The 12,455-nt window shown below is 64.5% G+C and carries 13 protein-coding genes; 2 read left to right on the top strand and 11 right to left on the bottom strand.

Going from position 1 to position 12,455, the window contains the following annotated elements; translation table 11 throughout:
- Positions 1-958: zinc-binding dehydrogenase (locus tag VKI00_RS25710; protein ID WP_324443318.1), on the top strand; the 958-nt coding region annotated here is incomplete at its 5' end.
- Here VKI00_RS25710 and VKI00_RS25715 read toward each other — a convergent pair.
- The 6 genes from VKI00_RS25715 to VKI00_RS25740 all read right to left on the bottom strand — a co-directional run bounded on the left by VKI00_RS25715 (position 936) and on the right by VKI00_RS25740 (position 5,694).
- Positions 936-1,682 carry an SDR family oxidoreductase gene (locus VKI00_RS25715; protein ID WP_324443319.1) on the bottom strand — a complete coding sequence of 249 codons (747 nt, stop codon included), beginning with the start codon at positions 1,680-1,682 and terminating at the stop codon, positions 936-938. The two genes, VKI00_RS25710 and VKI00_RS25715, sit on opposite strands and share 23 nt — an antisense overlap.
- Complete coding sequence (locus tag VKI00_RS25720) at positions 1,679-2,116, bottom strand: VOC family protein (RefSeq protein ID WP_324443320.1); 438 nt, start codon at positions 2,114-2,116, stop codon at positions 1,679-1,681. The genes VKI00_RS25715 and VKI00_RS25720 overlap by 4 nt, the downstream gene beginning before the upstream one ends.
- A 96-nt stretch (positions 2,117-2,212) precedes the next feature.
- Positions 2,213-2,416, bottom strand: a complete 204-nt coding sequence (locus tag VKI00_RS25725; protein ID WP_324443321.1) for a hypothetical protein — start codon at positions 2,414-2,416, stop codon at positions 2,213-2,215.
- Between the two features lie 429 nt (positions 2,417-2,845).
- A complete protein-coding gene (locus tag VKI00_RS25730; protein WP_324443372.1) occupies positions 2,846-4,066 on the bottom strand; it encodes a cytochrome P450 in 1,221 nt (406 codons plus the stop codon).
- A gap of 25 nt (positions 4,067-4,091) precedes the next feature.
- Entirely contained in the window at positions 4,092-5,123 is a 1,032-nt protein-coding gene (locus VKI00_RS25735; protein ID WP_324443322.1) for an LLM class F420-dependent oxidoreductase, read from the bottom strand.
- Positions 5,124-5,241: 118 nt separating this feature from the next.
- Positions 5,242-5,694, bottom strand: coding sequence for a pyridoxamine 5'-phosphate oxidase family protein (locus tag VKI00_RS25740; RefSeq protein ID WP_324443323.1), 453 nt, complete (start codon positions 5,692-5,694; stop codon positions 5,242-5,244).
- A 108-nt stretch (positions 5,695-5,802) separates the two neighbouring features.
- Here VKI00_RS25740 and VKI00_RS25745 point away from each other — a divergent pair, with 108 nt between their 5' ends.
- Positions 5,803-7,299, top strand: a complete 1,497-nt coding sequence (locus tag VKI00_RS25745; RefSeq protein ID WP_324443373.1) for an acyl-CoA carboxylase subunit beta — start codon at positions 5,803-5,805, stop codon at positions 7,297-7,299.
- Between the two features lie 3 nt (positions 7,300-7,302).
- Here the strand turns inward: VKI00_RS25745 and VKI00_RS25750 are convergent, their stop codons facing one another.
- The 5 genes from VKI00_RS25750 to VKI00_RS25770 are packed head-to-tail and all read right to left on the bottom strand — an operon-like array spanning position 7,303 to position 12,384.
- Positions 7,303-8,148 (bottom strand): SDR family oxidoreductase, encoded by an 846-nt coding sequence (locus VKI00_RS25750; RefSeq protein ID WP_324443324.1) that lies wholly within the window; start codon positions 8,146-8,148, stop codon positions 7,303-7,305.
- Between the two features lie 12 nt (positions 8,149-8,160).
- Positions 8,161-9,201 (bottom strand): TIGR03857 family LLM class F420-dependent oxidoreductase, encoded by a 1,041-nt coding sequence (locus tag VKI00_RS25755; protein WP_324443325.1) that lies wholly within the window; start codon positions 9,199-9,201, stop codon positions 8,161-8,163.
- Positions 9,198-10,316: an alpha/beta hydrolase gene (locus VKI00_RS25760; protein ID WP_324443326.1), complete on the bottom strand. Its 1,119-nt coding sequence runs from the start codon at positions 10,314-10,316 to the stop codon at positions 9,198-9,200. The genes VKI00_RS25755 and VKI00_RS25760 overlap by 4 nt, the downstream gene beginning before the upstream one ends.
- Positions 10,317-10,325: 9 nt before the next feature.
- Positions 10,326-11,951 carry an NAD(P)/FAD-dependent oxidoreductase gene (locus VKI00_RS25765; protein WP_324443327.1) on the bottom strand — a complete coding sequence of 542 codons (1,626 nt, stop codon included), beginning with the start codon at positions 11,949-11,951 and terminating at the stop codon, positions 10,326-10,328.
- Positions 11,941-12,384 (bottom strand): nuclear transport factor 2 family protein, encoded by a 444-nt coding sequence (locus VKI00_RS25770; protein ID WP_324443328.1) that lies wholly within the window; start codon positions 12,382-12,384, stop codon positions 11,941-11,943. The genes VKI00_RS25765 and VKI00_RS25770 overlap by 11 nt, the downstream gene beginning before the upstream one ends.
- Positions 12,385-12,455 lie beyond the last annotated feature (71 nt).

The raw sequence follows: 12,455 nt of genomic DNA on the forward strand, positions 1-12,455 counted from the left end.
TCCCACCATCGGCGGCCACGAGGGTTCGGGCATCGTGCGCGAGGTCGGCGACGGCGTCACCGATTTCGATCCCGGCGACCACGTGGTGATGTCGTTCGTCGCTGTCTGCGGCCAATGCCGCTGGTGCGCAACCGGTATGGAGTACCTGTGCGATGCCGGTATCGGCACGCTGACGCCGGGAATGCCCACCGACGGCACATTCCGCCACCACCTCGCCGACGGCAAACCGTTGGGTCATATCTCCAAGGTCGGTGCGTTCGCCGAACACACTGTGGTAGCGACGAATTCACTGGTAAAGGTCGAGCCGGATCTGCCGCTGCTGCCGGCCGCGCTGCTGTCGTGCGCGATCCCCACCGGATACGGCTCGGCGGCCAACCGGGCCGGTGTGCGCGGCGGCGACACCGTCGTCGTCATCGGCGCCGGCGGTATCGGTACCGCCGCGATCCAGGGTGCCCGCATCAATGGCGCCGCGCAGATCGTGGCCGTCGACCCGGTCGAATTCAAGCAGAAATCGGCCCTGCGGTTCGGCGCCACCCACAGTTGCGCAAACGTCGACGAAGCGCTGGATCTGGTCACCGGTCTGACCTACGGCGTGATGGCCGACGGCGTCGTGGTTTCGCCATCGTTGATCGGCGCCGACGATGTCCGCAGTGCGTTGCGGCTGACTCGCAAGGGCGGGACGTGCGTGCTCACCGGTATGACCGCGCAGACAACCCGTGGGATCAAGTTCGACCTGCAGGACTTCATCCTGATGAACAAAAACCTGGCGGGCACCGTCTTCGGCTCCTGCAATCCCAAGGCAGACATCTACAAGCTGGCCAGGCTCTATCAGACCGGACAGCTGCTGCTCGACGAGATGATCACCAAACGCTATCGCCTCGACGACATCAATGAAGCCTACACAGACCTGCTCAACGGTGAAATCGTCCGTGGCGTCATCGATTTCGGGATTGCTTGAGATTCCTGCGCAGTCGCTGTGCCTGACCGTAGGCATCGATCGGGCTGTGCAGACCCAACCCACCATCGGCGTGCACGACCTGGCCTGTCACCCAGGGTAATTCGAGGACGCCGACGATGACACCGGCCACGTCGGCGGCTTCCCCGAGACGTCCCAAGGCGGTGCGCTCGGACAGGCCCTCCACCCAGCCGGGCAGTTGCTCGGGTTCGCCCAGCATCGGTGTGCGGGTAACACCGGGACCGACGGCGTTCACCCGGATGCCGTAACCCCCCCACTCCACGGCGGCGACCTTGACCAGCATGTTCAACCCGGCTTTGGACACGCAGTAGGCGCCCATGTCCCGGTCGGCGACGGTGCCGCTGATGCTGGAGACGGCAACGATCGATCCGCCGGTTTCCGCGTCGATCATCGCCGCAGCGGCCGCACGGATGGTCAGCCAGCTGCCGGTGAGGTTCACCGCCAGCACTCGCTGCCACTGCTCGACCGACTCCGCCAGCAGTGTGCCCGACGCGCCGATGCCCGCGCAGGCCACCACCCGCGTGGGTACACCGTGTTCGCGCACGGTTCGGCTCATGGCCGCCCTTACCGCGTCCGGATCGCTGATGTCGCAATCGATGTCGCCGCCGGCTTGGTCCCACACCACGACGTCGTGGCCCGCATCGCGCAGGCGGACGGCAACGTCTCGCCCGATACCCGACGCACCGCCGGTCACCAGAGCGGTCATGCCGGAGGCCCGATTAACTCGACGAGCACACCGTCGGGCGCGGTGATCACCGCCATCGGGACGGTTCCGCCATTCGGCGCGGGCACACCAATGCGACGCACGCCGTCGGTGAAACCCAGGGCGGCCAACCCGGACAGCGTCGCATCGACGTCACGCTGTAGGGACAGCAGGAAGAATCCGTGCCGCGGTCCTGGAGCTTGCGGCGACGCGTCGCCGGCTCCCTCGAAGACCACAAGTTCGACGATGCCGGTGTCGGGGGCCTGCGGATCGCCCAGGAATATCGACCGCAGCCGATCGGAGTGGGCCCCGAACAGTTCCGGCCAGTTACCGCTGAACGTGTGATCGAACAGCTCGGTGAATCCCAGCCCGTCTCGCCAGAACCTCAACGACCGGTCGACATCGGCGGTGCAGATTGCCGCATGATGAACACCCAACACAGGCCTGCTCCCGCATCCTCAGCGCGCAAAAGTCACGATGGTGCGAGTTTAGGAGTAGAGCCGACGCGCGGAGCGAGGATTCGAGCCGCTAGGTCAGGGCGCCAGCTGGAATTGGAAGTCCACAGTCTTTGACATCCCGGATGGATTGCCGCAGGCGGGCTGAATAGCGGTTTCTTGGATCGTGCCCGTGAGGGTGTTCGGGTCCAACGTGCGGTGGGCAGCAATGGCGTTGGGAACCCTGGTACCGTCCGGGCATTCTGCCTCATCGGTGGTGTCCATCACCCATTGGCCATTCACCAAATTATACTGCCCCAACGGCGGTCCACCGGGGGAGTGAGCTGCTGAGATGCATCCGTCACCGCAGGGAGTGAAGTACCAGTCGTTGGTGACCGGATGACCCTCGATCATGAGCGGCTGACCGGTTTTTGGGTTTATCTGAGTCCCTATGTAGTGGCCGTTCGTCTCGAAGTCAGCGGGAAACGGTGCAGGGCCGGGCGGTCCCCATGCGCCTGCGGGAGCGGCTAGTCCGAGAGCAAGACCGGCGAGAAAACCGGTTGCGGTGATGCACCGTGCGACAGCCATGACCTTAGTTCCTCCTACGAAGCCGTAAAGGATATCCCTACCGGTGGGTCTATCACGGGAGATCCTCAGATTGGTAGTTATTTGGCATTTCTGCCTGACGGTGTTCCTGATCAAGGGCCTGTGTTTGCCTACTGTTAACCATATTCAGTGGAATTGATAGCGAACCGGGAGGTGTTTGAGTCCACCGACGAAGGTGGTTGCGGTGTGTTGCGGAGCCCCGGTCAACTCAATGGATTTCACCCGCGGCAACAGCTCGGTGAAAAAGCTGTTGACCTCCATGCGGGCGAGCGCTGCGCCCAGGCAGAAGTGCACACCGTAACCGAATGCCAAGTGCTTGTTGGGATCGCGGCCGACGTCGAAGCGGAACGCATCGGTGAAGACATCTTCGTCGCGATTCGCCGAAACGTAGGACAACAGCACCGACTCCCCTGCCGCGATCGGAACGCCGCGCACGGTGGTGTCTTCGGCGGCGGTGCGCATGAATTCCTTGACCGGGGTGACCCATCGGATCATCTCCTCGGTGGCCAGCGGCATCAGGTCCAGGTTGTCGCGCAATCGCTGAAGTTGGTGCGGGTTCTCGACGAGACCGTGCAGGCCGCCCGAGATCGTCGCGCTGGTGGTGTCGTGGCCGGCGGTGGCGACGATCAGGTAATAGGACACCGTGTCGATGTCGGACAGCGGCTCGCCGTCAATGCGGGCGTTGGCAATGGCGGACGCGAGGTCTTCGGTCGGATGTTCCCGACGCGCCGCGGTGACGCCGTTGAAGTACTGGAACATGTCGAACAGCGCCGGAATCTGATCCTCGTTGCTGCTGCCGCGCTTGAACTCGCTGTCGTCGCTTCCGAACAGCTCCTGGGTCAGCTTGAGCATCCGCGGGAAGTCCGACTCGGGGATGCCCAGCAGCGACATGATCACGTAGAGCGGGTAATTGACCGCGACCTCCTGAACGAAATCGCATTCAGGGCCCACCGCCAACATCTTGTCGACGTAGTTGCGGGCCAGCTCGTCGACGCGAACCTTCAACGCCCGCATCGCCTTTGGACGAAACCAGTCCGCGCCGATCGCCCGGACCACGCGATGTTGCGGATCGTCCAGATGGATCAGCGTGCGGACACCGGCGGCGGCCTGAAGCTCGTCACCCTCCGTCGTCGTCAGGACCGGGCGCGGCCAGTTGGTGAATAGCATGTTTTCGCGTTCGATGTCCATGACGTCGGCGTGCTTGGTGATCGCCCAGAACGGGCGGTAATTCGGCACCTCGACCCACGACACCGGAGCATTCGCTCGCAGATGAGTAAGCGCCGCATGCAATTTCTGCTCGTCGGCATAAGCCAACGGATCGGCGAGGACCTTGGCGGCTTCATCCATCGTCGGCGTGCTCATGGGCAGCTCCTCATTGACGCAACTCTTGCAGTACGGCGGTGATCGTGGCCGCGGAAGTGGTGCGGGGAAACGACGGCATGACCCGATCTATGACGCCGTCGCAGCGGTTTTGAAGTGCAGTTGCGAGCTTCTCGTGCGTCGCGACCACCGCGAAGGCGTCCAGGATCTCGTCGTCGATCAGCGCGCCCATGGCATCCCATTCCCCCTGCAGTGAAAGTCGATGCAACTCCGTAGCGACATCGCCCCAACCGTGCAGCTCGAGGACCTTGCGGTAGGCGGGCGTTGATCCGTAGAAAGCAATCTGCTTGCGGACGCCGGCCGCACCGAGTGTCAACTCGGCGTCGTCGTTGCCAGTCACCACAAAGACCGGGCACGCCACCTGGAATGCGTGCCGATCACGGCTCGAGCGCTCCAGGCCACGCTGCACCGCGGGCATCGTCACCTCGTGCAAGTAGCGCTTCGTCGTAAATGCATGGGCCAGTAAGCCGTCGGCGACCTCGCCGCACATTTCGGTCATCGATTCGCCGACCGCGGCGATGAACACCTTGGGCGCCGAAAACGGTTGCGGCTCAGGCGTGAACATCGGCGTCATGAGCTTGTGCGTGTAGAACTCGCCCTCGAACCGCAGCCGGGTTCCGTCCTTCCAGGTCGACCAGATCGCGTGCAGCGCCTGCACGAATTCGCGCATCCGGGCCACCGGATGACTCCAGGGCATACTGAATCGCTTTTCGATGTGCGGCTTTATCTGGGTACCCAGACCGAGGATGAAGCGGCCCTGCGAGTAGGTCTGCAGATCCCAACCGAGGTTGGCGACGATCATCGGGTTGCGCGCGAACGCCACCGCGATACTGGTGCCCAGTTCGAGTCGCGTGGTGTGTTCGGCGGCCAGCAGCAGCGGCAGAAACGGGTCGTGATTGATTTCGCCCGTCCAGCAAGCGTCGTAGCCCTGTTGCTCAAGGGCGCGGGCCAACTCCGGCACCCGGGCCAGGTCGGTGAAAATGCCCCCGTCGACCTTGAGGCCGCACACTTCCGTGGCGGTCATCCGCGCGCGCTCCGCCGCAGCTGGGAGCGCTCAGACCTCATACTTGAGAAGCTACAGTAAGCTATTCGGTAGGGTCAATGTCGGCACCGGTACGACGGCAAAAACCCTGCGACAGCGGCTACTTCAGCGCCAGGCGGGCGTTGTCCCATGTCAGGATTCGACTATCCGGCAGGAAGCGCAGAAACACCTGGCTCGCGTAGTACGCCTGGGCCGCCGCCGGCAAGCTGGCAGTAGGCGGTCGAAACCCCGCGTACTTGGCGTTGACGGCGGCCTCGATCCCGGATATCGCCGCGTGGTCCTCGACGAGCTCGACACGTCCGGTGAGATGGACGCCGCGCAGCTCGGTGTACCGCTCACCCGACTCGACCAGGAACGACGCCCGGGGATCATGGCGTATGCGGGCGATTTTCTTGGTGCCGGCGGGGGTCATCAGCGCGATGCTGCGGTCGTCGACCACAAACCACACCGGCAACGCAATCGGCATCCCATCGCGGCGAAGGGTTGTAAGAATTCCGGTATGCGCCGCGCCGACTGCTTCCCATGCCTCATCAGACGTCAATCGGATCGTCATCGCGCCACTCCATTTCCGCAGTCGTCCTTCGGCCGCTGGCCGCCGCCCTCTCGCAGACGCTACAGTAAGCACTTCAGTACGTGACGCGCGACGAGTGAGGGCATGCCGATGACGAAGTCCCGTGACTGGCAGGAGACGCTCGACGACCTCGACCGTCGCCGTCAGCACACCCGGGCGCTGGGTGGGCCGGAGCGGCTAGCGAAACACCGCGGCAAGGGCAAGCTCGACGCCCGGGCGCGGATCGACTATCTCCTCGATCCGGGGACATTCCGCGAAATCGGTACGCTCGTGGGCGGTGAGATCGCCGCCGACGGAATCGTCGTCGGCTCCGGCTTGATCAACGGCTTGCCGGTGATGCTGGGCGCGGAGGACTTCACCACGCTGGCCGGCAGCATCGGGCCCGGCGGCAACTCCAAGCGCTACCGCATCGCGGAATTGGCGCTGCGCGACAAGGTTCCGCTGGTGATGCTGCTGGAAGGCGCCGGCTTTCGTCCCGGCGGCGGGCACTATGGCCGCAGCCCGACCGACCTACTCGCCCAAGCGCAGTGCTCCGGTCGGGTTCCGACCGTCGCCGGCGTGCTCGGCCCGTCGGCCGGGCACGGCGCACTGGTGGCTCCGGTGTGTGATTTCCGAATCATGAGCAGGCAAGGCGCCATCTTTACCGCTGGGCCTCCCGTCGTCAAAGAGTCCACCGGAGAAGATATTTCGAAGGAGGATCTCGGCGGACCGGACGTGGCATTGCCCAGCGGTGTGATCCACAACGTCGCCGAGGACGACGAGACGGTGCTCGACGACATCCGTCGCTACCTTTCGTACTTCCCGGCAAGCGCCTGGTCCTACCCGTCGCCGCTGCCGGCCGACAAGGCCAGCGAACCGCGGCAGACACCAGAGCTGCTCGATATCGTCTCCCGCGACAACCGCCGCGTTTACGACATGCGCGCCGTGCTCGACGTGGTCTTCGACCAGCCCGACTGGTTCGAGGTCCAGCCGCAGTTCGGCAAAGCGATCATCTGCGCACTGGCCCATCTGGGCGGCCACCCGGTCGCGGTGGTGGCCAACCAGCCCAAGGTGCTGGCCGGGTCCATCGACGCGGACGCCGCGGATAAAGCGGCGCACTTCATCATGGTGGCCGACTCGTTCCACCTGCCGATCGTCTTCCTCGCGGACAACCCGGGCATGCTGCCCGGCAGCCGGTCCGAGCGCACGGGCGTGCTGCGGGCCGGCGCGCGGATGTTCGCCGCCCAGACCGTGGCCACCACGTTGAAGCTGCACGTCACGCTCCGCAAGGCCTATGGATTCGGCTCAATGGTGATGTCGCTGCTGAGTTTCGACGCCCAGTCAGCGACCTTCGCTTATCCCGGCGCGACGATGGGCGCCATGAGCGCCGCGGCGCTGAGCCGCGCGTCGCATGCCGGCGAGGACCTCACGGCCAAGCTGCGCGAAGCCGAGCTGCAGGCGTCGTTCCGGTCGGCCGAGAGCATGGGTTTCGACGAGCTGATAGATCCCCGCGAGACCCGTGACGCGCTGCTGGCCTCCCTACAGCGTGGCCTGTCCAGCCGGCAAGCCGCCGCCGAACCGGTGAGCCGAACCGTCATCATGCCCTGAGGGTCAGCAGACGTAATTCTCGCCGCTCGCCCGTACCGTCACGTCGCTGATGTTGATTCCCCAGGGTTGGTCGATGACATGTACCACCGCGTTTGCCAGGTCATCGGGAGTGATCAGCCAGTACTCCACCGAGTCCACGTCCATCTGTTCGGGTCGAAGAGCTCCGGTCTGCAAGTTGCCGGCATTTTCCAGGAACTGCGCGCCCTTCTGCCCGGTGAGACCGATGATCGCCGCTTCGTTGACGACCCCGCTGGCCAGATTGGTTCCGAGGACGCCGGTCGGCTTCACCGTGGTCACCTTGATCTTGCCTTGGGCCTCGACCCGCAACGAATCCGAGAGCACATCGACCGCCGCCTTGGTCGCGCTGTAGACGCCCGAGCCTTCGGTCCCCGCATTGCCGTAGATGGATGAAATGTTGACGACCTGGCCTCGGCCCTGCTTGACCATCGTGTCGTAGACGGCCGAGATGCCGTTCACGACGCCTTTGATGTTGATGTCGATCGCCTTGTGCCATTTCTCCCACGCACGTTCGTGGTCGGCGAAAAACGCCAGCGGCATCACACCGGCGTTGTTCACGATCACGTCGATGCGACCGTAAGTGTCGACCGCGTATTGGCCCGCCGCCCGCACCTGGGCCATGTCGGTGACGTCCGCAACACGGGTGGTGCCTTCGAAGCCGGCGGCCCGGATGCCCTCGAAGACCTCGTTCAAACCTTCGACGTTGACGTCCACGCCGACGACCTTCGCGCCACCGGCGGCACACTTTTCCGAAATCAGCTTGCCGAAGCCGCTGGCCGCACCGGTCACGATAATGACCTTTTCCTTTACGTACTTCAGGTACCTCGACATACCTGCTTCCTATCAGGTCGCTCGATAGGCCGCGACGACCGGCTCGAGCTCGTCGGGAGTCGCGCCGTGCATGATCACAGCGTCGGCCCCGTAGTCGAACTCCTGGCGGATGCGGGCCACACACTGCTCGGCCGACCCGGTGGCCGACGGCTCCAGCCACTCGTCGGGAATCAACGTGGCGATGTGCTCGATCTGCTCGGGCGTCGCCTTGTGATCGATCCCGCCGGCGATCGACGTCACCACGGAGTCGCCCCGGAAGCGTTGCAGCACGGCCGGATCCCAACTGTTGGTTTGCACCATCAGATCGCCATACCCCTGCAGATAGGTGGCCAGACGCGCGACGGTTTTCTTCAGCCGCAACTGTTCGGGCAGGTGATCGCCAACCGTCGCGAAGCACGACCACACCCGCACGCTGTCCGGGTCGCGGCCCGCTCTTTCCGCGGCTGACTTCACGGTTTTGACGCAGCGCTGCAACGTCTCCGGGGTGAAGTAAGTGTGCAGGATGACGTCGTCGAACACACGGCCCCCGAGCGCTAGCGTGTTGGGCCCGAAAGCCACCAGGGCCAGCCGGATGTCTTCGTTGAAGTCCGGGTCGAGAAACAGGATGGGGTACCTGCCCATCGGCCCGTCGTGGTTGAAGATCATCTCGCCGTGCCACAGCCGGCGCATGACCTGGGCCCAATCCTCCATCTGCGCAGTCGTCACCGCGGGGATGCCGAATGCCCCGTAGATCGCGGCGATGCCGCGGCCGACGCCCAGGGTGAAACGGCCGCCGGACAGCCGATGCATAGTGGTCGCCCACGATCCGGTGATCAGCGGGTGTCGGGTGTTGTGATTGGTTGCGGCGGTGGCGATCTGCATTCGGCTGGTCACCGCGCACGCAGCACCAACCAGAGACGACGCTTCTTTGACGTTCCACCGCTCGGAGATGAACGCGGTGCCGAAGCCCAACTCCTCGCCGCGACGCGCCTCATCCATCAGGGTTGCCGGGCCCTCACCACCGGCCCCGGCCAGTAGGTAGTACCCCAGTTCCTCAAGCGTGCGATCGCTCAATTGACAACTCCTTGCAGGAATTCCTCGGTGACGCGCTGCACGCGCCGCGAGAACAGGTGGCCGACGTGACTGCCGTCGTACCAATACAACTGGCCGCGCCAGCGCTCTTGTAATGCGGTCGCCGGCTCGCGCATCGCCATCCGGTCATGCCACGCCCCGACGATGAGCCGTCGCTGCGGTGGCGGCGCCGGGTCGACGGCCAGCGGATCGATCACCGAGGTCAGCCTCGAGACCTCCGAGGACTGCAGCAGCTCCCGGTATCCGTCGCGTGAAGAACCCCAGCGTCCGATATGCCGCGCGATCATCGCATTCAGCCCCAGAATCGGGGTGTACAGGGCGACGGCGTCAACCTGCCTCTCCAAATGCGAAACCAGCGCGGCCACCGGCGTGCCCATCGAAACCCCCGCCACCACAATCGTGTTGGCCTGCGACTGTGCCCAGCGCAGCACGGCGCGCACCTCCGACACCGCGCGCATCATGCCCGCGACATTGCCCAGCGGATCCATATCCGGGTACGCCGGCCATTCATGCCGCCGCGATCCGTGGCCGGGCTGTATCGGCAGCGCGACGTTGAACCCCAGCCCGTGATGGATGCGTCCGATCCGCGACAGCAACAGGTCTTCGGCGCCACCCTGACCGGCGCCGTGCACCCACACCAGCCACGGTCTCGGGCCGTCACGGTGCCGGCACAGATGGACCACCGCCCTCGCCGGCCCGCCCCGGCCGTCGGCTTCCAACGTCTTCGGTAGCGCCGGTTCGTGCTCGTAAATCATCCGCTCGTAGGCCAGCCGGCCAATGCGCCGCCGTCGTATCGTCTGGACCCGCAGCGGTTCTGGTTCGGCGTGCGCGCCGTCGATGCCCAGCGCTGATAATTCCTCGGCCGCCGCCGCGCAATCACTCAACGGCCGCAACTCGGGCAGTCCACCGCCCAGCAGCGAAAACCCTGACAGCACAAGTTCGTCCAGCATGACTTCGCCGAACTGACGCACACCGCGCGGCGACACCGGGGTCCAGCCGGTCGATTCATTGAGGCCGGCCACCGTACGCGGCAAGACCATGCCCAGCTCGCGAGCCAGGTCGCGGCTGAGGGCCAGGCTGCGCGTTGCCAACGACATGCCGCTCACCTACGCCAGTTTGAAGCCGGTGTATCCGCCGGCCGCGATTTCGTCACAGCGGCGCCGGTATTCGGGGATTCCGCCGGTATAGCCCATATACATCCGTTTCTTGCCGGGCACATTGCCACCGTTGTACCAGGAGTTGCAGGACGGATGGACCAGCACCGTCGGGGCCACCAGCGAGGTGGCATGGTCGATCCACTCCTGCTGTGCGGTAGACAGCGCCTCGATGGTGCGAATTCCATTGGCGCGCAGGTATGTGATGCAGTCGCTGATCCAGTCCACATGTTGTTCGAGCGCGGCAACGAAGTTGGTTGCCGCACTCGGGCTGCCCGGGCCCTGAATCGTGAATAGATTCGGGAAGCCGGCGACCGCCAACCCCAGATAGGACAGCGGCCCTTCAGTGGCCCAGAATTCGCCGAGCGACAATCCATCGCGCCCACGGATGTCGATACGACTCAGTGCGCCGGTCATCGCGTCGAATCCGGTGGCGTAGACGATCACGTCGAGATCGTAGGAACCAAGGTCGGTGCGGATGCCGGTCGGCGTCACCTCGCGGATAGACCCCTTGCGCAGGTCGACCAGCGTCACGTTGTCCCGGTTGAAGGTCTCGTAGTAGCCCTGATCGATGATCGGCCGCTTGCACGCAAACGGGTGGTCGGGCACCAGTGAAGCCGCCGTCTCGGGATCCCTGACGATCCGCGCCACCGCCTCGCCATATAACTTGGCCGCCATCCGGTTGGCCTCGATGTCGAAGAAGATGTCACCCCAATTCAGCGCACCCATCACGCCGTCGGTTTCGATGGCCCGCAGTTGGTCTTCGCGCGACGCCGACTTCAACGGCGGCTTGCCGAGCATCCCAAGCAGCACCGAAAAGGCGCTCAGCCGCGCCGCGCCGACCGGGTGCGCTCGCTGGGCCGCGCGGATCTCGTCGTATCGCGCTTTCATCTCGTCTAGCTCACCGGGCTCGAACCGCCGCACCTCCCAAGGCAACGTATACGCCGGTGAACGCTGAAACACATAGAGCTGCTTGGCTTCCCGGGCCACCACCGGAATGAACTGAATACCGGTCGACCCGGTGCCGATAATGCCGACCCGTTTTCCGGCAAGGTCGACGCCCTCCTTCGGCCAGCGACTGGTCCACAATGACGTTCCGGCGAAGGTGGCCATCCCGGGGATGGCAGGTTCCAGCGGCGCCGACAGGATTCCGGTCGCGGCGACGATGAACGGGGCCATGAGAGTCTGACCGGTCTCGGTTGACACCACCCACGCCACGGCCTGCTCGTCGAAGGCCATCGCGACGACCTTGGTGTCGAACTGGATATCGCGGCGAAGGTCAAGGCGATCGGCGACGAAGTTCAGGTAGGCCTCCACCTCGGGCTGGGCCGGCATCGTCTCCGTCCAGACCCATTCCTGCTGGATCTCGTCGGAGAAGCTGTACGAGTATTCAATGCTCTCGATGTCACATCGGGCGCCCGGGTAGCGGTTGTACAGCCAAGTCCCGCCGACGTTTTCGGCCATTTCCAGCACGCGGGTCCGCAGCCCGAGCTGCCGCAGCCGATGCAACGTGTACAGGCCGGAAAACCCGGCGCCGATGACCAGCACGTCGAACGACGTGTCGGCTTCAGTCGCCATCGTTACCGGTGATCTTCAGGATGGTTCGAGTCAGGTGCAGCGTTTTGATCCGCCAGGTGCCGTCCTGTTTCTCGTAGGTCTCGCGGTAGTGACCGGCGCCGTGTAATTCCTGCCCGCCGCCGAAGATGACCCAATCCTCCATCGCCCAGATGCCGGTGGCGCTCGTGGGTGAGGTGAGGGTGATCTCCGGGGTGTGGCAGTGGTGCATGGTAGCGGCGTTCTCCAGGCTGGCCAGCACCGATGGCACGAAGTTGTCGGCGCCTTCGACTGGTGGGGCGGTCATCGGGTCGGCCCCGCCGGTGGAAACCGCCATGTCCAGCTTGACCACCACATCGCTGGTGAATACGCTGCGCCAACCCTCGACGTCCTTCAAGTCGAGAAAGCGGCAGTACCGCGCCTTCAACTGCCGAATCGCTTCGAGATCGTCAGCCACCCTGTTACGCCTCCTCGACCTGAAATCTATACTGTAACGAATTTAGTATCAGGGGATTGCAGGAGGCGCCG

It is taken from the genome of Mycobacterium sp. (genome assembly GCF_035314665.1).
Taxonomy (GTDB): domain Bacteria; phylum Actinomycetota; class Actinomycetes; order Mycobacteriales; family Mycobacteriaceae; genus Mycobacterium.